The organism is Corynebacterium sp., assembly GCF_030532965.1.
Lineage (GTDB): Bacteria > Actinomycetota > Actinomycetes > Mycobacteriales > Mycobacteriaceae > Corynebacterium.
The window spans coordinates 1-16,115 of record NZ_JAUNKC010000014.1; the positions used below are offsets into that span (position 1 = coordinate 1).

22 protein-coding genes, 3 tRNA genes and 1 pseudogene are annotated in these 16,115 nt (G+C 54.1%); 11 read left to right on the forward strand and 15 right to left on the reverse strand.

The window, feature by feature from the left end; genetic code table 11:
- From Q4D85_RS07630 to Q4D85_RS07640, 3 genes and pseudogenes are all read left to right on the forward strand, one after another.
- Nucleotides 1–353: pseudogene (locus tag Q4D85_RS07630) on the forward strand (hypothetical protein); the annotation flags it as partial.
- 72 nt (nucleotides 354–425) lie between these two features.
- Complete coding sequence (locus Q4D85_RS07635; RefSeq protein WP_303199427.1) at nucleotides 426–923, forward strand: hypothetical protein; 498 nt, start codon at nucleotides 426–428, stop codon at nucleotides 921–923.
- Between the two features lie 131 nt (nucleotides 924–1,054).
- Nucleotides 1,055–1,495: a hypothetical protein gene (locus Q4D85_RS07640; RefSeq protein WP_303199429.1), complete on the forward strand. Its 441-nt coding sequence runs from the start codon at nucleotides 1,055–1,057 to the stop codon at nucleotides 1,493–1,495.
- A gap of 28 nt (nucleotides 1,496–1,523) precedes the next feature.
- On the opposite strand, the gene cbiB is transcribed toward Q4D85_RS07640, so the two are convergent.
- From cbiB to Q4D85_RS07655, 3 genes are all read right to left on the reverse strand, one after another.
- A complete protein-coding gene (gene cbiB / locus Q4D85_RS07645) occupies nucleotides 1,524–2,432 on the reverse strand; it encodes an adenosylcobinamide-phosphate synthase CbiB (RefSeq protein ID WP_303199430.1) in 909 nt (302 codons plus the stop codon).
- Between the two features lie 17 nt (nucleotides 2,433–2,449).
- Nucleotides 2,450–2,522, reverse strand: a tRNA-Val gene (locus tag Q4D85_RS07650).
- Nucleotides 2,523–2,620: 98 nt separating this feature from the next.
- On the reverse strand, nucleotides 2,621–3,046 hold the full coding sequence (locus Q4D85_RS07655) for a DUF3052 domain-containing protein (RefSeq protein ID WP_047262584.1): 426 nt from the start codon (nucleotides 3,044–3,046) through the stop codon (nucleotides 2,621–2,623).
- 251 nt (nucleotides 3,047–3,297) lie between these two features.
- Here Q4D85_RS07655 and aceE point away from each other — a divergent pair, with 251 nt between their 5' ends.
- Nucleotides 3,298–6,033, forward strand: a complete 2,736-nt coding sequence (gene aceE / locus Q4D85_RS07660; RefSeq protein WP_303199434.1) for a pyruvate dehydrogenase (acetyl-transferring), homodimeric type — start codon at nucleotides 3,298–3,300, stop codon at nucleotides 6,031–6,033.
- 27 nt (nucleotides 6,034–6,060) lie between these two features.
- Here the strand turns inward: aceE and Q4D85_RS07665 are convergent, their stop codons facing one another.
- Nucleotides 6,061–6,300, reverse strand: coding sequence for a hypothetical protein (locus Q4D85_RS07665; protein WP_303199436.1), 240 nt, complete (start codon nucleotides 6,298–6,300; stop codon nucleotides 6,061–6,063).
- A gap of 11 nt (nucleotides 6,301–6,311) precedes the next feature.
- Here Q4D85_RS07665 and Q4D85_RS07670 point away from each other — a divergent pair, with 11 nt between their 5' ends.
- A complete protein-coding gene (locus Q4D85_RS07670; RefSeq protein WP_303199437.1) occupies nucleotides 6,312–6,686 on the forward strand; it encodes a hypothetical protein in 375 nt (124 codons plus the stop codon).
- Nucleotides 6,687–7,127: 441 nt separating this feature from the next.
- Here the strand turns inward: Q4D85_RS07670 and Q4D85_RS07675 are convergent, their stop codons facing one another.
- The 4 genes from Q4D85_RS07675 to Q4D85_RS07690 all read right to left on the reverse strand — a co-directional run bounded on the left by Q4D85_RS07675 (nucleotide 7,128) and on the right by Q4D85_RS07690 (nucleotide 9,494).
- Complete coding sequence (locus tag Q4D85_RS07675; RefSeq protein ID WP_303199438.1) at nucleotides 7,128–7,592, reverse strand: hypothetical protein; 465 nt, start codon at nucleotides 7,590–7,592, stop codon at nucleotides 7,128–7,130.
- 58 nt (nucleotides 7,593–7,650) lie between these two features.
- Nucleotides 7,651–7,929 carry a hypothetical protein gene (locus Q4D85_RS07680; RefSeq protein WP_303199440.1) on the reverse strand — a complete coding sequence of 93 codons (279 nt, stop codon included), beginning with the start codon at nucleotides 7,927–7,929 and terminating at the stop codon, nucleotides 7,651–7,653.
- A gap of 91 nt (nucleotides 7,930–8,020) precedes the next feature.
- The gene (locus Q4D85_RS07685; RefSeq protein WP_303199442.1) at nucleotides 8,021–8,422 is read right to left on the reverse strand and encodes a DUF4259 domain-containing protein; all 402 of its coding nucleotides are present in this window, start codon (nucleotides 8,420–8,422) and stop codon (nucleotides 8,021–8,023) included.
- 124 nt (nucleotides 8,423–8,546) lie between these two features.
- A complete protein-coding gene (locus tag Q4D85_RS07690; RefSeq protein ID WP_303199444.1) occupies nucleotides 8,547–9,494 on the reverse strand; it encodes an alpha/beta fold hydrolase in 948 nt (315 codons plus the stop codon).
- A gap of 84 nt (nucleotides 9,495–9,578) precedes the next feature.
- Between Q4D85_RS07690 and Q4D85_RS07695 the strand changes: the two genes are divergently transcribed.
- A complete protein-coding gene (locus Q4D85_RS07695) occupies nucleotides 9,579–9,878 on the forward strand; it encodes an acyl carrier protein (RefSeq protein ID WP_303199445.1) in 300 nt (99 codons plus the stop codon).
- Here the strand turns inward: Q4D85_RS07695 and Q4D85_RS07700 are convergent.
- The 4 genes from Q4D85_RS07700 to Q4D85_RS07715 form a co-directional block, all read right to left on the reverse strand.
- Nucleotides 9,867–10,241: a hypothetical protein gene (locus Q4D85_RS07700; RefSeq protein ID WP_303199446.1), complete on the reverse strand. Its 375-nt coding sequence runs from the start codon at nucleotides 10,239–10,241 to the stop codon at nucleotides 9,867–9,869. The genes Q4D85_RS07695 and Q4D85_RS07700 overlap by 12 nt on opposite strands.
- 127 nt (nucleotides 10,242–10,368) lie before the next feature.
- Nucleotides 10,369–11,187 carry a serine hydrolase gene (locus Q4D85_RS07705; protein WP_303199447.1) on the reverse strand — a complete coding sequence of 273 codons (819 nt, stop codon included), beginning with the start codon at nucleotides 11,185–11,187 and terminating at the stop codon, nucleotides 10,369–10,371.
- 1 nt (nucleotide 11,188) lies between these two features.
- Nucleotides 11,189–11,938: a trimeric intracellular cation channel family protein gene (locus tag Q4D85_RS07710; protein ID WP_303199448.1), complete on the reverse strand. Its 750-nt coding sequence runs from the start codon at nucleotides 11,936–11,938 to the stop codon at nucleotides 11,189–11,191.
- Between the two features lie 106 nt (nucleotides 11,939–12,044).
- The gene (locus Q4D85_RS07715; protein WP_303199451.1) at nucleotides 12,045–12,455 is read right to left on the reverse strand and encodes a VOC family protein; all 411 of its coding nucleotides are present in this window, start codon (nucleotides 12,453–12,455) and stop codon (nucleotides 12,045–12,047) included.
- A gap of 194 nt (nucleotides 12,456–12,649) precedes the next feature.
- Here Q4D85_RS07715 and Q4D85_RS07720 point away from each other — a divergent pair, with 194 nt between their 5' ends.
- Nucleotides 12,650–12,928: a hypothetical protein gene (locus tag Q4D85_RS07720; RefSeq protein ID WP_303199452.1), complete on the forward strand. Its 279-nt coding sequence runs from the start codon at nucleotides 12,650–12,652 to the stop codon at nucleotides 12,926–12,928.
- A gap of 3 nt (nucleotides 12,929–12,931) precedes the next feature.
- On the opposite strand, the gene Q4D85_RS07725 is transcribed toward Q4D85_RS07720, so the two are convergent.
- The 3 genes from Q4D85_RS07725 to Q4D85_RS07735 form a co-directional block, all read right to left on the reverse strand.
- The gene (locus Q4D85_RS07725; RefSeq protein WP_303199455.1) at nucleotides 12,932–13,696 is read right to left on the reverse strand and encodes an ATP-binding cassette domain-containing protein; all 765 of its coding nucleotides are present in this window, start codon (nucleotides 13,694–13,696) and stop codon (nucleotides 12,932–12,934) included.
- 111 nt (nucleotides 13,697–13,807) lie between these two features.
- Nucleotides 13,808–14,080, reverse strand: coding sequence for a hypothetical protein (locus Q4D85_RS07730; RefSeq protein ID WP_303199457.1), 273 nt, complete (start codon nucleotides 14,078–14,080; stop codon nucleotides 13,808–13,810).
- Nucleotides 14,081–14,357: 277 nt separating this feature from the next.
- Nucleotides 14,358–14,431, reverse strand: a tRNA-Ile gene (locus Q4D85_RS07735).
- A gap of 204 nt (nucleotides 14,432–14,635) precedes the next feature.
- Between Q4D85_RS07735 and Q4D85_RS07740 the strand changes: the two genes are divergently transcribed.
- The 4 genes from Q4D85_RS07740 to Q4D85_RS07755 all read left to right on the forward strand — a co-directional run bounded on the left by Q4D85_RS07740 (nucleotide 14,636) and on the right by Q4D85_RS07755 (nucleotide 16,097).
- Nucleotides 14,636–14,708 (forward strand) — tRNA-Asn (locus Q4D85_RS07740).
- 120 nt (nucleotides 14,709–14,828) lie between these two features.
- Nucleotides 14,829–15,077 carry a hypothetical protein gene (locus tag Q4D85_RS07745; protein ID WP_303199458.1) on the forward strand — a complete coding sequence of 83 codons (249 nt, stop codon included), beginning with the start codon at nucleotides 14,829–14,831 and terminating at the stop codon, nucleotides 15,075–15,077.
- Between the two features lie 99 nt (nucleotides 15,078–15,176).
- Entirely contained in the window at nucleotides 15,177–15,737 is a 561-nt protein-coding gene (locus tag Q4D85_RS07750; RefSeq protein WP_303199459.1) for a neocarzinostatin apoprotein domain-containing protein, read from the forward strand.
- Nucleotides 15,738–15,917: 180 nt separating this feature from the next.
- Nucleotides 15,918–16,097 (forward strand): hypothetical protein, encoded by a 180-nt coding sequence (locus Q4D85_RS07755; RefSeq protein ID WP_303199461.1) that lies wholly within the window; start codon nucleotides 15,918–15,920, stop codon nucleotides 16,095–16,097.
- Nucleotides 16,098–16,115 lie beyond the last annotated feature (18 nt).

A 16,115-nucleotide genomic window follows, 5' to 3' on the forward strand; every position in this document is an offset into this window, starting at 1 on the left:
GAATAGCCGCAGCGCAACACATCGACGAAGTAGCACACCTCATCAAACCACTCGGGATGGTAGGCCATGTTGGAAACGTAGTCAGTTTTTATAATAGCTACGAGGATGCCAAAGCTACAGATCAACTTACCCCACTGATAGAAGCAGGCGGATCAATAGCAGGAGGTAGCTTGGGCGGAATGGCTGGCGGCGCCTTAGCAGAATCAGTCGTAGCAGGTCCTATCGGTGCGATAGTTGGTGGCGCAGTCGGCGGCATTGCAGGCTCAGAGCTAGGCAAAAAACTCGGACACGAAATCGGCGAAGCAATTGAGGATACTGCTGTTGGAAAATTTGCAACTGAACATCTACTTTAAAAGTCAATGAAAGATAAAGCCGGGGTTTAATTCAATATTGCCCACTTTGATGGAGGGAAATAGAAACGATAGATGGGCGCTTTCAACTATACTGCCTTAGTTTTTTTTCTGGGTTTTTTGCCTGCACTTTTTTATATTTTTACATTTTCCGATCAAAAAAAGCTGCAATTAAAATCCAACCATTTTGGAGGATGGTATTTCCTCTTTGAATTTTCTTTGTACTTTATTTCTGGCCTTTTCCCAGCTTTGTTGATCGATGCGTTTTTCTTCTCCGCCTCCATGTCTCCGATACGGAGACTCACGTTTTCCCTATCCGCATTTATTATAATTTACCTGTCTTTTACCTTATCTACATGGATTCGATTATCCGGATTTCATTACAAAACCCGTTTGCGCGATTTTCGGCCTTTTATGCGTGAAATTATGGGCAAAAACCCTTACCCAGATTCTGCCGTAGCTTCGGAAGTAGCGGAAACAAATTCCACCTGGCTATTTAAAGGCTGCGCGACATTGTTCTTTGCAATACCGGTCACGATAGTCGTGCTAACCCTCGTACTGAGACACCTTTAGACTGAGGTTTTCTCACCGAATAATTCTAGATATTTAGCCCACCAATAAAACTACTTTCAGCATTCTTAATTGGCGAAATGGACATACTTAAACCGGAAATTATCTTTTTGACTATTAGCATAATTCCGCCAATGATCTATGCTTTTCACCTCAGCATCAGCAGAGAAGATGAATTAAAGCAGATTCCTTTTGGCGGGTGGTATTTCATTTTTGAACTAACCTTATCTTTTATGATGGGATTAGTTCCCGCATCGTTATTGAGCCTAATTTTCTTCTACGATTTTTGGATCGTTGAAGAAAAAATACCTTTTTTAATAAAGCTGGCAGTGGGAACAACTTCTGTGGTGTTAGTACTTGAATGGTTCAGAATCAGTGGATATACGCTCCCATTTGGAAAAGGATCGTTCATGCCTTTTATCCGGGAGAATTTAGGTAAAAAACCGTATCCGGAAACTGATGAAGATGGAATTGAAAAAGTGCGGTTGAGTCCGCTTTTTATGGGGTGCGGAATCTCGTTTGTTAGTGCGTTGTCCATAATAATTTTCCTGTTATTAATATGGGCACATTCGTGAGGATTAATTAGCAAGATCGGCCAGCGTCTTAACGTAAACGCCGACGGGCGAAACTGACCGCTATTACTCCGGCGGCAACGATAAGCTGCGTGGTGCGCGATAGCCGGACGGCGTCGTGGATCGTCGAAAAGCTAGGGCTTGGGCCCTGCCCTAATATTGGGCGCTGCTCTATTCCGTGTGCGTAAGCCGTGGGCCCGCCTAATTGCACCCCGAGGGCTGCGGCGGCGGTCGCCTCCACCGGGCCCGCGTTCGGACTTGGATGGTGCGGCGCGTCCTTAACCCACGCGCGAATGGCCGCCCGGAACCGACCCTTCGTTGCAGCGATGGCAACGTGCGTGATGGCGGTTATCCGGGCGGGTATAAACGCCAACGCGTCATCGAGTGTCGCTGCGGCCCAGCCGAACTGGGCGTATTTGTCATTGCGGTAGCCAACCATCGCGTCCAGTGTGTTTACCGCCCGGTGCAATACCACCCCGGGTGCGCCGAAACTCGCCCACACCAGCGGCGCGATTGCCGCATCGGAGGTGTTCTCCGCCAGGGATTCGACCGCTGCCCGGGCCATGCCGGTTTCGTCTAATAGCTGAGGGGCACGCGAGCATAGCCACGGCACCAGCGCCCGCGCTGCTTCATTGTCGCCGCGTTCCAGGGCCGCTGCCATGGCGGTTCCGATCCGTTCCAATGTTGTCCCACCCAAGGCCCAGTACAGCGCCACCGCAGTCGACGCCTGCGGCCACCGCCGGTGCGCAACGATCGACGCCGCCACGGGTGGCATGACGCAGCCTGCGACGTAGAAGATCCCGGCGCGCCGGTTCGGTTGGTACATGTGGGTTTCCAGCCAGCTGGCGTATTTGCCAAACAATGCCACTGGGTGCCATTTCCCCCCAGGGTCCCCCAAAAGCCGATCGGCGGCTATGCCTAGGAAAATTCCTAACGACATAGCCGCCAACCTTTCTGTGCGCCCTGACGGGCTCGAACCGCCGACCTGCTGGGTGTAAACCAGCTGCTCTCCCAGCTGAGCTAAAGGCGCATGTGATGCTTAACTGCATCGCTGGTAGATAGTAACAGCAAAATCAAGCAACACACAAAACGTAAGGTGAGAGCGGATTTTTGCTTCTCGTAACCGGGTTACTTGTTTCCGCGTGGAACCAGGCAGCTGCCTTGCCAGTCGCCTAGGCGTTCTGCTTTGGTTTGCACCATTCCGGCCAATTGTGCAGATTCGGCGATCTCACCCGGCGCTAGGGCATTGGGTTTTCCGGCGCCTGGGGTAAGCAGCCACACCACACCGTTGTCGGCAAGTGGGCGAACTGCGTCTACGAGGCCGTCTACCAGGTCGCCGTCGTCAGCCCGCCACCAGAGCAGGACTACGTCGCAAATTTCGTCGGTGTCTTCGTCGAGAAGTTCCGACCCGATGATGTCTTCAATTGCTTCGCTTAACGACGAATCGCAATCATCATCCCAACCAACTTCTTGAACCGAAATTCCGTCCTTGATGCCTAACCGGGCGGCGAGGGCGGACACGGTGTTCTTCTCCTTAGAATCTTGAACGTTCATCAACGGCTAAGAATACAGGCAATCTGCCAGTTTCTCTCGTATAACACCAAAAATTCTTCTCACATTTTCCGCTGTTTCCCCAGTTCGCCCCTCAAACTTCCCCTATGAGATACCCCGTAATTATATGCGTAAAGAGCAAAAAAGGACCGGCACAACGTAAAGTAGAGGGGTATTGCCACATGAATAGCGCCACAAATGTGTATCACGTGGTTTTTCACCTAAAAATCAACTTACCCCTTTGGAGGTGTGGAATGGCAGACCCGAACTTCGGGAAGCCCATCGAGGACACGAACTTTGCGCTCATCCGCGATGGTGTCGCGTCCTATCTCAACGACGCTGATCCGGAAGAAACCCACGAGTGGATGGAATCCCTCGACGGGCTGCTGGAGCAATCCAGCCCAGATCGCGCCCGTTACCTCATGCTCCGCCTGTTGGAGCGCGCGTCGGCGAAGCGGGTTCCGCTGCCACCGATGACGTCCACCGATTACGTCAACACCATCCCCACCACGATGGAGCCGGAGTTCCCCGGCGACGAGGAAATTGAAAAGCGCTACCGCCGGTGGATTCGGTGGAACGCCGCCATCATGGTGCACCGCGCTCAGCGTCCCGGCATTGGGGTGGGTGGGCACATTTCCACCTACGCTGGTGCTGCCCCACTGTACGAAGTTGGTTTCAACCACTTCTTCCGGGGTAAGGATCACCCCGGTGGTGGCGACCACATCTTCTTCCAGGGCCACGCCTCCCCTGGCGTGTACGCACGTGCATTCATGGAAGGTCGGTTGACCGAGGATGATCTTGATGGTTTCCGTCAGGAAGTCTCCCGCCCGCAAGGCGGCCTGCCGTCCTATCCACACCCGCATGGAAAGCCGGACTTCTGGGAATTCCCCACCGTATCCATGGGCTTGGGCCCGATGGATGCCATCTACCAGGCACGCTTCAACCGCTACCTGCACAACCGTGGCATCAAAGACACCTCCGAACAGCACGTGTGGGCGTTCCTCGGTGACGGCGAAATGGACGAGCCGGAATCCCGCGGCTTGATTCAGATGGCTGCGCTGAACAACCTGGATAACCTCACCTTTGTTATCAACTGTAACTTGCAGCGTCTTGACGGCCCGGTTCGTGGTAACACCAAGATCATTCAGGAGCTGGAGTCCTTCTTCCGGGGTGCTGGCTGGTCGGTTATCAAGGTTGTGTGGGGCCGCGAATGGGATCAGCTGTTTGAGGCTGATAAGGACGGCGCTCTGGTTCACCTGATGAACACCACCCCCGACGGTGATTTCCAGACTTTCAAGGCCAACGATGGCGCATATGTCCGCGAGCACTTCTTCAACCGCGATCCACGCACCGCCAAGCTGGTGGAAGACTGGACCGACGAGGAGATTTGGAAGTTGCCGCGCGGTGGTCACGACTACCGCAAGATCTACGCCGCATACAAGCGCGCGTTGGAGATCAAGGACCGCCCAACCGTTATCCTCGCCCACACCATTAAGGGCTATGGTCTCGGCCATAACTTCGAGGGTCGGAACGCAACTCACCAGATGAAGAAGCTCACGCTGGATGATTTGAAGCAGTTCCGCGACAAGCAGGGCATTCCGATTTCCGATGAGGAGCTGGAGAAGGACCCGTATCTGCCGCCGTACTACCACCCAGGTGAGGACTCTCCGGAGATCAAGTACCTCCAGGAGCGTCGCCGCGAACTCGGCGGCTACGTGCCGGAGCGCCGCGAGAGCTACACCCCAATTGAGGTTCCTGGTATCGACAAGCTCCGCAGCCTGCGTAAGGGTTCCGGCAAGCAGGAAGTCGCTACCACCATGGCTGTGGTGCGTGGCTTCAAGGAGCTCATGCGTGACAAGGAACTGGGCAAGCGCTTCGTTCCGATCATCCCCGACGAGGCCCGTACCTTCGGCATGGACTCGTGGTTCCCAACCATGGGTATTTACAACCCACACGGCCAGAACTACGTGCCGGTGGACCACGACTTGATGCTGTCCTACAAGGAGGCTGTCGACGGCCAGATCATGCACGAAGGTATCAACGAGGCGGGTTCCACCGCAGCGTTCATCGCCGCAGGTACGTCGTATGCGACCCACGGCGAGCCAATGATCCCGCTGTACATCTTCTATTCGATGTTCGGTTTCCAGCGCACCGGCGATTCCTTCTGGGCAGCAGCCGACCAGATGGCACGTGGTTTCATCCTGGGCGCTACCGCTGGCCGCACCACCCTCACCGGTGAGGGCCTCCAGCACATGGACGGCCATTCCCAAATCCTGGCGTCGACCAACCCAGCAGTTGTGTCCTACGACCCGGCGTTCGCCTACGAGATTGCGCACTTGCTGCATGAAGGCATCGACCGCATGTACGGCCCTGGCCGCGGCGAGAACGTCATGTACTACCTGACCATCTACAATGAGCCGATTTCGCAACCTGCGGAGCCGGAGGATCTCGACGTTGCGGGTCTACACAAGGGTATTTACCTCTACGAGAAGGCCGAGGGTGGCGCGCACGAGGTTTCGTTGCTGGCGTCTGGTATCGGCATGCAGCAGGCACTGCGCGCCAAGCAGATGCTTGCCGACGAGTACAACGTCGCCGCAAACATCTTCTCCGTCACTTCCTGGGTTGAGCTGGCTCGCGAGGGCCAGGCTAAGGCGAAGGAACAGCTACGCCACCCTGAGCGCGAGGTTGAAGAAGCATTCGCTACCACCCAGCTGAAGAAGGCATCCGGCCCATACATCGCGGTTTCGGACTTCGCCACCGATTTGCAAGAGCAGATCCGGGCATTCGTTCCTGGCGATTACACCACCTTGGGTGCTGACGGTTTCGGGTTCTCCGACACCCGGCCTGCCGCCCGCCGCTTCTTCAATATTGATGCGGAATCCGTGGTTGTTGCCGCGCTTAGTGCTCTCGCACGGGAAGGCAAGATTGATCGTTCCGTCGCAGCTGAAGCTGCACAGAAGTACAATCTGACCGACCCAACCAAGGTCTAACGCTTAGCGCCACACAAGGTGGGATAATCAGGACACTGGTTGTCCCACCTTTTTGCTTGTCGACGCCACGCCGTCGCCGCGAAAAACCGCTATCATTAAGGTTGTAATGCCGCCCGTTACGACGGGATAGGAAGACCACTTTGGGACCCCAGCCGGACGACTGGACCCAAGGTGGTCGCTTTCATTGTCGTTTGAGGAGAAGCCATGGATCGCCCGCACTCCCCCCGATACGATTGTCGCGGAAGAATACGATTTCAGCCGACTCATCAGTTGCCACTGTGCGAATAGCGGTTCTGAACTCAATTTTTTGGTGTCGTTTTTGGGAACAGCGCGTCGATCCAACAGACGAATTCGATGAACTTTATTGGCATGAAACCGGCTTTATCCTGCGCGGCGTAACAGATGCCCTTACGGCTATCGCCTGGGAAAAAGAACACGCCGCCGGACGGCATTCAGCCACTTTCGTCCTTATACCAGCAGATCCTTATCCACTAATCGAGGACGAAACATTAGAAACGTCGACAAGCGGCACCCCACCACAACGCGACCAGGCGATCCACATACACAGCACAATTCCCGACGGGCGGATCCTCAACGATTCTAATTTCTTCGAATTTTGCATGTATGCAGATCCGGAAGCCTTGGAATCTTAACGTTAGTGCTGTAGTAGCCCACGTCGGATCACATTGATGCATTTCTGTTTCGTAAACTATTCTGGTCGCAGAAGCTCTTTAATCTGAAATCTGTACAGACATTCAAAAGTAATGCCCGGCGAACCGCTTGCACCCGCTCTAAGTAAAGAAGATAACACTCATTTTAGTTGTTGCTAAAAGACAGAAAAGCAGTTATCATGATCATAATGCCGCCTGTTACGATAGGAGTGGAAGACCGCATTAGAACCCCAGCCGGACGACTGGATCTAGTGCGGTCGTACTTATTTCCCATACAATAACTTTTCAACAGCGGTCACATTATTACCACCTATCAAATCACCGCCTCATAATAAAATTGTTACTTACTTGCTGCTAGGTGTGTTTTCTTCGACAAGTACCCTGTCCCTATCCCGGAATTTGAGAATATAGTCTTGATTTCCGTTACGATCGGCATTCACCGCCTCTCTTATGTTCTATATGCAATCCGACATAGCTGCCACGTTGTTGAAGATGGACTATGTGTCTTTTATCCTCTCGATCTTGAACTACCGAACGTGATTCCAGAATGAGATTGGTCACACCGTAATCAGTCAAATAGCTGTAGAGGAGCTTCAGGCATTCTTTACGAAAACGTTCTGTCTTATTTTGTGGGCTAGCTTTATGCGAGACCACGAACAAGATAGATTCAATACCAGAAACAAGTTCTACAATCTTTCGTCTACGTGATTCTTTTTCATCGGTCCAATGAAGTTTGATCTGCCCAGGTTCCTTCAAGGTCGATAATTCTGCCCTGATTTCTTCGGCGGCATCGGAAGCGATTAGAGCAGCACACATGAGATATTCCTGCTCAGTTCCGCTTCGCTTTACAGAAGATTCGTCAGCAAACGCGCAGTAGAGACCAGCCATAAAATTACTTTAACCAAATAAAGATCCTGCGTTTGCCACTTCGACTCAAAAGTGCTTTTCAATACGACGATTCTTCTAACCGGCATTCCCCCGCAACGAGCATGTGCTTGTTAACTGGGCAGAAACACGACTCGTACCAGCCGTAATGCGGATCATTATCGACCGCAAACTTAACGCTTCCGGCTACTCGTTTTCCGGCCGAGAAGTCTTTCTCCAAGGACCCGAAAACGGAACCGTGGGCGGGCCAATCCGCTTGGTAAGGCCCGTCTGAAAAGCTGTTTCCTGCTTGCAATTCTGCGCTAAGCACCCGTTGCAGTTCCGGGCAAAACTGAGCCATGAGGGTTATCCTTCTTCCCGTTTTTAGCAGCTACGTGGCACCATGCGCCAACGCGACGTCACTGCCCGTTGGCCGCCGTGGTATCTGGTGGCTAGGCCTCGTCTTGTTCGTCCCCGTAGAGACGCTGCGCCACGTTTGTGAGTTTGTCGATGTCGTTTCTAATCTCGGCGAAGAGTTCTTCGTCATCGTCCCACGTTTCCACGAAGGCTTTGTGGTATTCGTGGGTTGGATCGATAGTGTTTTCCAAAATCTCGATGATGCGTTTGATTAACCGCTCGTGCTCATCTGCCAACGGCTCGGGCATGATGTAGAAATTGTCGAAGAAACTTAACAGGTGGGCTGCGGCGCGAATGAATACGATGCCGTTTTCGTCATCGCTGTCAAATTCGTCGACAAGCGTGATTATTCCGGCGAAATCTGGGTTCTCCCAGAAATCCGCAAACCAGTCTGCGGCAGAGTCGTTTTCGTAGTATTTGTAGCCCCATGCGCCCATGTTTTCTCCTCACACTATAGGATCATTCAAACAGATGTCCTAATTGTAATACTGGGCGCGGTTGCGGGTTGTGGTTTTGAAATAAATTAATCCGAATCTGGACATTGGTCCGGATACAGGCAGCTTATTCAAAGAATTCCGGGTCGAGCATCAACCGGTTAATCGCGGCGGTCACCACTTTATGGCTTTCCAACGGCAACATGTGGCCGGCACCGGGGACGATTGTGAGTTTCGCTTCCGGCCAATTAGAGCTAATAAATTCCGCCTGCTCGACTGGGGTAAAGAGGTCCGCATCGCCGACGATGATTTCGCCGTTAATGCCGTGGAGGAATTCCAAGGCTTCTGTTTCGTCGTGGATTTCAAGGTCGTCCAAGAAACCAATGATCGACGTCAACGGCGTGTTATTGATCAGTTTCATATGCAGGTCCATCATTGCCCGGTCGGCTTTGTCCGAGAACGCTGAAGCCTTGACCACCGGGGCGACGATGTCCATGAGTTTGCCACGGAAGTCTTCGCTTTCTTCTGGCGCGGCTTCGGCGGCATCCCGAATGGAATTGACAAGCGGCAGCTTCAGTAGCTGAGCCATGCCGTCGGTAGCAAAAGGTTGGGCGGAGGTGGCTACCAGCACCACGCCCTTGCAGCTCACGCGGAACTGCGGGTAGCGGCGCAGCAGGTTAAGGACAACCATGCCGCCGAGCGAATGACCGACGAGAATGACCGGGCCGGTAATGTTCGCGTCGTCAAGCACCGTCATAACGTCGTCGGCAGCGCCATCAATCGTGCATTCCTCGACGGCGCAGGTATAGCTTTTTCCATGTCCGCGCAGGTCCATGGCGATGCAGCGGGCTTGTTCCGCGACGGTTGCGATTTGCAGGTGCCATGACGAGGCGGCGAGCGTATAGCCGTGGACGAAAACGACGGTTGCTACCGCTTCATCATCGCCTTCCGTGTAGTAACGCAAACCCCCGATGCGGTTACCTTGACTGAACTGAGCGGGCTTGAATTCTTGATCGCGGGTATTTCGCGCAATCCGCCATGCCCGATACTTTTTGGCTACGTGACGCAACACCATGTAACACAGAGTACCCCGCCCGGTGGGTGCTGTGAAAAATCGGCTGGCTGTGCCGTAAAGTGACAACAAGGAAAGGAAAAGTCAGTGTCATCACTTCAAGAACAGCTCGCCGCGCTGCAATCCCAGCCCGAAAAGGCGCAGCAGGATTCCTCCATCGCCACGCAACTTCGCGGGTTAGTAGCCAAAGTCACTGGTGGCGATGCGGAAAGCATCACCACCGAGTCATCGCTTGTCGACGACCTCCATGTCTCTTCCCTGGATTTCATCGAGATTGCGGTTCGATGTGAACAACAATTCGGGGTGAAAACCGAGGAAGAGGCCTACCGCGCGATGCGCACCTTCGGCGACCTGCTGGATTACTGCACGCCGGAATTAACCGACTAGTTCCAGACGGGCTTCAAAACCGTGCTCACCGGCCATCATGCCGAGCACGTCTTCAAAAGCGTTGAGCTCCCGACCGGTGCCACTGAGCACCTGTCGGCAATCCACCGCCCCCACCTTGGCACCAGAACGTTGCCATTTGGTGTACCAGCTGGCTTCAAGAACATCCACTCCAGGTGTCGTGCACATGGGTTCGGATGTGAGGACGTCTACCATAGCCTGTTCCACACGTGCTCGGCATACCCGCGGCATACCTTGGACGTGCATGACGGCAATGCGTTGCACTTCTTTTTCCACTGTAATAACCGTTTCTTCGCTTAGACGAGACGGAAAATAATCCGCCAAGACGAGGTTCGTCTTCCCCAACGGCCTTGTCTGAAAATGGTGCTATCCGAAGAACGTGGAATGTCACAGTTTTATAAACGCGATTCAACAGCACCATTAACAGACCATCAACTCTCAACTACTACTTTAACCCCCATTCCTTCAAGTACTAGTTGAGAGTTTCCCCAGCCCACACGGCGTCGTTAAGCTCCTGCCATACCGGCTTCGCCCAGTCCCCAAATGCCCGGTCAGTAAGCACAACCATGCCTCGTCGTGAAGCCCGGTGCAGCCACAAAAACGTGCCCGACTGCCCGAAATGCCCCACCACATCTTCCGGCATCGTTACCCCCGTCCAATGCGGCGATTTCGTTCCGCGAAGTTCAAAACCTAAACCCCACGGGCACGGCTTCTGCATGCCATATCCCGGAACGATACCGGCTAACCCCGGAAAGTGGTCACGACACGCCAGCGCCACCGTTTCGGGGGCCAGCAACGTCGGCTCCAAAACTTCGCCTACAAACGCAGTGAGATCCGCGACGGTCGAACGCGCCTCATGGCCGGGCGAACCCCACAACGTGGTGGCGGTCATCCCGAGCGGCTGGAAAACTGCCTCCGAAAGATATTCGCTAAACGGCATCTGTGCCTCTTCGGCTACCACGTCCGCCAAAATCTCAAAACCATAGGAGGAATACACCCGGCGCGTTTCGACCTCCCGGATCGGGTCGCCCTTTTTAAAACCCACCCCGCCTGCGTGCGCCAAAAGGTGGGCGACGGTCGCACCATTGTCCCCTACCGGCTGCTCAAGGTCGAAGACCCCCTCCTCAACGGCGATGAGGAAACCGTAGGCCGCCAGTAGTTTCGTCACCGAGGCTAACTCGTACACGCGGTGAATATCTCCGAAAGTGTCACCCGCCCGCGGCCCTCCGATAACCGCTGCGGAGACGTTTTCAACCGGCCAAGATTCTAAACCCACACTCATGGTGTTCATGCTACGGGGTTTCGCATTCTCCTTCGAACGGCGCGGCCGATTTCCGCCCCAACTTCCACCCCTTCGTCTCTGAACGGCCGATCAGTTCCCGCACCTGGTGCGCGGTCATATTCACCGGTGCCCATTCCCCGCTGCGGAAAAGCACCCAGCCTTTCCAGTACGACACGATGGCTAGCCCCGCCCCTAGGATCGGCGCGACCATCATGCCCGCCGCATCCAGCTCCCACCAGTGAAACAACACCATCGTTACCGCGCTCACCGTGGCGGGTACGGCGTATAGGGTTCCGCCGCCGAAGATGCTGGGGATCTGCCCGGTCACAACGTCGCGGATCATGCCGCCGCCGACCGCGGTGAGCACCCCCATAAACACGGCTGAGATCACAGGCATGTCGAAGGTTAATGCCTTCACGCAGCCGGTCACCGCCCATACGCCCAAAATGATCGCGTCGCCGTGGACCTTAAAAAGCTCCCAGGCGCGTCCTTTTAAGTGTGTGATGAGGGCGATAAAGGCACCGAAACACGCAAGAAGCAGGTATGTGGGATCGGCGATGGCTGCCGCCGTACCTTTCTGCATCAGGACGTCCCGCAGCATGCCTCCGCCGAGCGCGGAGAATAACGCCAGGAACACGAAACCCACGAAGTCGAAGTTGCGTTGGCGGGCGATCGTGCCGCCGATTATGCCGTTGAGCACCACTCCGATCAGATCGAAGGTTTGGTATAGGTTCCAAATCAAAGGATCAACATCAGCCACGACACGCCATACTAGAACGAAACTGTGGGCAAATCTAACAGCACACCGGCATTTCTATACAAACAGCACGGAATTTTCAAAAGAAATTTATGGCCTTTCGTTAAGGTCAGATCGTTATTTCAATCAGGATATTCTCAATTCCTTGCACACAACTTTCGTAATAACCGTCCCCGGTTGTGCGCGGCCCGCTTATCACCGGGTAGCCATCGTCGTGTAGCCGCCGCGATAGCTCATCCACGGCTTCTGTGCTGCCGACGCTGATTGCGATGTGGTGATACCCCAGGCGGTCGCCATCGCTAACACCTTCCGCGACATCCGGACGCTGCATGAGCTCAAGTCGTGCACCACGACAAGGATCACCTTCGGTTTGGGCATCATCGAAGCTAAGAAAATAGGAACGAAAATTCGTCACAGGGTTGTGGTACAGATCGTTAGCCGTCGCCCCGAAGTACGTGACGAAGAACTCGCGCACCGCTTCTAGATCAGCCACATACACTGCAAGGTGTTCAATTTTCATGGTTTCTCCTTGTCCATCGTTATGCCCAGCATATTCCTCGCGGGCTTGTGGTCACCTCATTCTATTCTTGCGAAATGACGCCGCGGGGTCAGTGACGGTGGTAGGAATGAGCCCGCGTCACTACCCTGGGGGTTAACCTCCCGTTTCCGCCAGCGGCTTGATGTATGGCCGTGAGAATATTAGTCGAGGTCGCCATGACTACTAACAGGATTCTGTTCTACTTAGGGATTATTGCCACGGTTTTTGCGGCGGCGATTGCCTACGTGGCCGATAATTACGTGGCCGCGACGGCAATTTTGTTCGGCTTATTGTGTTTCCTCATCTCGGAGGTAACCGCAAAAACCCCGCATGTGGACTTCGGCGGCGAAACCATCAATGTGGCCGAGGTTAAGCGGTATCGGCGCGCACACCCCGACGCTTCGCTTTTCGACGCCATACAGGCCGTCGCCGACCAAAAGCAGCAGCAGGACTAACTGTCATCGGGTGTCGCAACGATGCGCCCGGATCATGGCGATCCGCTGGCGCTCCCCACCGGATACCCCGCTATTGGCGGCCCCGACCTCCCGCCGCAATCCGGACTGACTCGCAAAGTCGGATAAGCCACACTGCCGCAGCAACTCAATTAGTTCAGAATCGGTTGGTGGCTCCGCAACTCCAAGTAAGAGGTTTTCTTTTAGGGTTCCGGGCAAAAGATTCGGTTCTTGTTCCACGTAGGCCACGGTGCCGCGCAAGTCAAACAGTGACTGGTCTGCGATGGTGGCGCCGTCGACAAGTATGGTGCCGGAGGTAGGTTCATAGAACCTAAGCAGCAAGGACAACATCGTGCTTTTGCCGGACCCAGATGGCCCCGTTAATGCGACTTTCTCCCCGGCACGCACATCAAAGCTCACGATGGTCGTGTCGCTGCTAATCCGGGTAACGAAACCACCAGCGCCGCGTTTTTCGTATTTAGCGACGGTCAGCGCCATCAAGTGGCGGCTGAGCTTCCGTCGCAATTCCCGCACAGCTTTATCCGCCGCCAACGACGAAACAAACATCGTGAGCCCGCTGAGTATTGCGCCCCCGACCAGAACACCGAGCAGCTTTATCAGCGGTGCTGTGATCCCACCGCTACCAGCGGCGGTGAGAAGCGTCCCAACATAAGCAGGTTGCAAAAGCGTGACCGCTGTCGTCAACAGCGAAAATACAACCGCAAGTGCAATGAGTTTGCGGTTGGTTTTAATAAGAAATGCGAAATTCAAACGTTTCTCCCATCGGAGTTAGTGTGAATGAAGCACTGGCACCCGGTTGGCGTTTTGGTTAGTCGTGCACGGCAAGAATCGGCTGCACCCGAAACCCTCCGTGGAATCGCGTTAGCGTGGTTTCTTCGGGATGGCCAAGCCGATGGCCATCCCCACACTTAATCCGATTGACGTGGACATCAGGCTCCACATGGACGCACCGGGGTTCCCGCCAGGTAACACGAACACCATCACAGCAGTACCGATGAGCATGCCAATAATCATTCCATCGCCCATGTAGGTACCGTTCGATTCTTTCTCCCCCGCATCAGTAGCATCGGCCAGAGAAGCATCGGTTTGCGCAGTTACATCACGAACATCACGGTTGTCAGCTTCGTTATTCATTTCGCTTTCCGTTTCACCTCACATCACAGGTCGTGGCTGCCAGGGTACCAAAGCTTCTTACGCCACCGAGCCGATGCTTGTGGTAGCCGCGGGCAGGAAACAGAATTGCCAGCGACCGTGGATAAAAACAGACCAGCCAATCGGTTAAACCACAACAATCACCACGTAACACGTGTCAGATACACGTATGAGGTATTTTTACGGGACTCCAGCATCCACCCCGTGGGAAATTATAGATAAAACCCCGGGTCAAACATGGTTTGACCTGGGGTTAAAGTGGGGCCACCGGGGCTCGAACCCGGGACCAACGGATTATGAGTCCGTAGCTCTAACCGACTGAGCTATAGCCCCACGCGCCGTTGGCGCACGTTTAGGAAGTATAGCCATGTCGGTGCGAAAAAGACTAGTCGAGGACTCACCCCAATCCCCCGCAACACAATTACACCGGCGGAAAACATGTTTCACCTGCCAATTTGCTTAGTTTCTTAGGGTGGATGTATAGTTTTCAACGTTGCCGCGAAGCACACAACATAACAGCTTCATGGTGATAGGTAATCCCCCATAGCTCAATTGGCAGAGCATTCGACTGTTAATCGAAGGGTTACTGGTTCGAGTCCAGTTGGGGGAGCTTAAATTTTTAGACCGCCATCGTTGGCGGTCTTTTTCGTTGTTTGCGGTGGTTTTTGCAGGTAAGGTTGGAATCCTCACCCTAAAGTTATTTTCCCAAGAAAGAGTGTCGACTTTTATCATGATCCAGTTCGTTATTGGTGCCGCTGCGGGATACGTTTTTGGAACCAAAGCTGGGCGCAAACGGTACGAACAAATCAAGAAGGGGTATCAAGCCGCCGTCCAGTCCCCAGTAACCAAGCAGGTACTCACCACCACCCGGCGGGTCATTGCTAATAAAATCGATCCGCAGCCCCGGATGAAGGAAGTAAAAAACGTCAAGAAAACCGGGTCTGAGGACATCACGATTTTCGAACCCGATTCAGATTAAAACCGGCTTTTGGCGGTTTTGTACCGCAATCATATTGATTCTTCCCATATAATCGCGGGGACTAGGTTCTCTCTTTTCATTTGAAAGGTTGCTGGAATAATGATTCGCAACTTCCGCCGTTCCCTTTTCACCGCCGCCGCAATCGCAGCAGTAGGTACCGGACTCGTGGCGTGCACCCCACCCAACCAAGTCGATTCGGACCAAAAGGTTGATACCGCCACTTCGGTTGCAGCAGCACCAATGTCCGCGGCACCGAGCGCTGCGGCGTCGTCAAGCGTCGCAAAGCCTGCCGCAGCACCCGTGGAGGTAAAGGTTTCCAAAACTGAAAACGTTATGGAAGGCGAAGCTCTGACCATCAATATCGCGGGCCTTAACCCGGCTCTCGGCTATTACGCCGCCATCTGCGCTGCTGAGAATCCGGCCGGGCCGCCAGCCTGCACCGGCACCCTGACCGACCCGAACACCGCGGCGTGGATCAACAGCAAGGGCACCGGAACCGTTGCTCTTAACGACGACGGCACCGCTGTCGTTGAGATCACCGCGGCCGCCACCGGTGATGGCGTGGATTGCACCGCCGACAAGTGCGTTGTCAAGGTCTTCGGCGACCACTCAGAGGGCTTCCGCGACGTCGCAGCTGTCCCAGTAACTTTCGCTTCTTAAACCACTGTTAAAGCCGGTAGGTGGAGTAACTCCCCTACCGGCTTTTCTTTTATTCTCATGAGCTTTAACGCGCTTATGCGGTTTTAGAGTACGTTAGGGGTTGAACGCTACCCCGGCATTCAACGGACAAACCATGAGCCACAGTTGGCGGCCGGAAAACCCGATTTTTAGGAGGCGATCATGGGAAACCGCAATCGTACCAGCACTGGTGTGGGGTGGATTCTTGTTGCACTTTTGGCGTTAATCTTTATTGGGGTTGCGGTAGTCGACGATGCGCATCAATCAACGTTTATCAGTTTCTCGATGATCGCGACTCTCGCGGCATTAGCGTTCGTGGGTTACCAGCAACGCGGAAACTAACGGACGACATTCGCCCGT

Bases quoted from the DNA above. Each gene is read 5' to 3' on its own strand.
- Q4D85_RS07635 (WP_303199427.1), top strand. From the start codon at position 426: ATGGGCGCTTTCAACTATACTGCCTTAGTTTTTTTTCTGGGTTTTTTG.
- Q4D85_RS07640 (WP_303199429.1), top strand. From the start codon at position 1,055: ATGATCTATGCTTTTCACCTCAGCATCAGCAGAGAAGATGAATTAAAG.
- cbiB (WP_303199430.1), bottom strand. From the start codon at position 2,432: ATGTCGTTAGGAATTTTCCTAGGCATAGCCGCCGATCGGCTTTTGGGG.
- Q4D85_RS07655 (WP_047262584.1), bottom strand. From the start codon at position 3,046: ATGAACGTTCAAGATTCTAAGGAGAAGAACACCGTGTCCGCCCTCGCC.
- aceE (WP_303199434.1), top strand. From the start codon at position 3,298: ATGGCAGACCCGAACTTCGGGAAGCCCATCGAGGACACGAACTTTGCG.
- Q4D85_RS07665 (WP_303199436.1), bottom strand. From the start codon at position 6,300: ATGAGTCGGCTGAAATCGTATTCTTCCGCGACAATCGTATCGGGGGGA.
- Q4D85_RS07675 (WP_303199438.1), bottom strand. From the start codon at position 7,592: ATGGCTGGTCTCTACTGCGCGTTTGCTGACGAATCTTCTGTAAAGCGA.
- Q4D85_RS07680 (WP_303199440.1), bottom strand. From the start codon at position 7,929: ATGGCTCAGTTTTGCCCGGAACTGCAACGGGTGCTTAGCGCAGAATTG.
- Q4D85_RS07685 (WP_303199442.1), bottom strand. From the start codon at position 8,422: ATGGGCGCATGGGGCTACAAATACTACGAAAACGACTCTGCCGCAGAC.
- Q4D85_RS07690 (WP_303199444.1), bottom strand. From the start codon at position 9,494: ATGGTGTTGCGTCACGTAGCCAAAAAGTATCGGGCATGGCGGATTGCG.
- Q4D85_RS07705 (WP_303199447.1), bottom strand. From the start codon at position 11,187: ATGAACACCATGAGTGTGGGTTTAGAATCTTGGCCGGTTGAAAACGTC.
- Q4D85_RS07715 (WP_303199451.1), bottom strand. From the start codon at position 12,455: ATGAAAATTGAACACCTTGCAGTGTATGTGGCTGATCTAGAAGCGGTG.
- Q4D85_RS07720 (WP_303199452.1), top strand. From the start codon at position 12,650: ATGACTACTAACAGGATTCTGTTCTACTTAGGGATTATTGCCACGGTT.
- Q4D85_RS07730 (WP_303199457.1), bottom strand. From the start codon at position 14,080: ATGAATAACGAAGCTGACAACCGTGATGTTCGTGATGTAACTGCGCAA.
- Q4D85_RS07745 (WP_303199458.1), top strand. From the start codon at position 14,829: ATGATCCAGTTCGTTATTGGTGCCGCTGCGGGATACGTTTTTGGAACC.
- Q4D85_RS07750 (WP_303199459.1), top strand. From the start codon at position 15,177: ATGATTCGCAACTTCCGCCGTTCCCTTTTCACCGCCGCCGCAATCGCA.
- Q4D85_RS07755 (WP_303199461.1), top strand. From the start codon at position 15,918: ATGGGAAACCGCAATCGTACCAGCACTGGTGTGGGGTGGATTCTTGTT.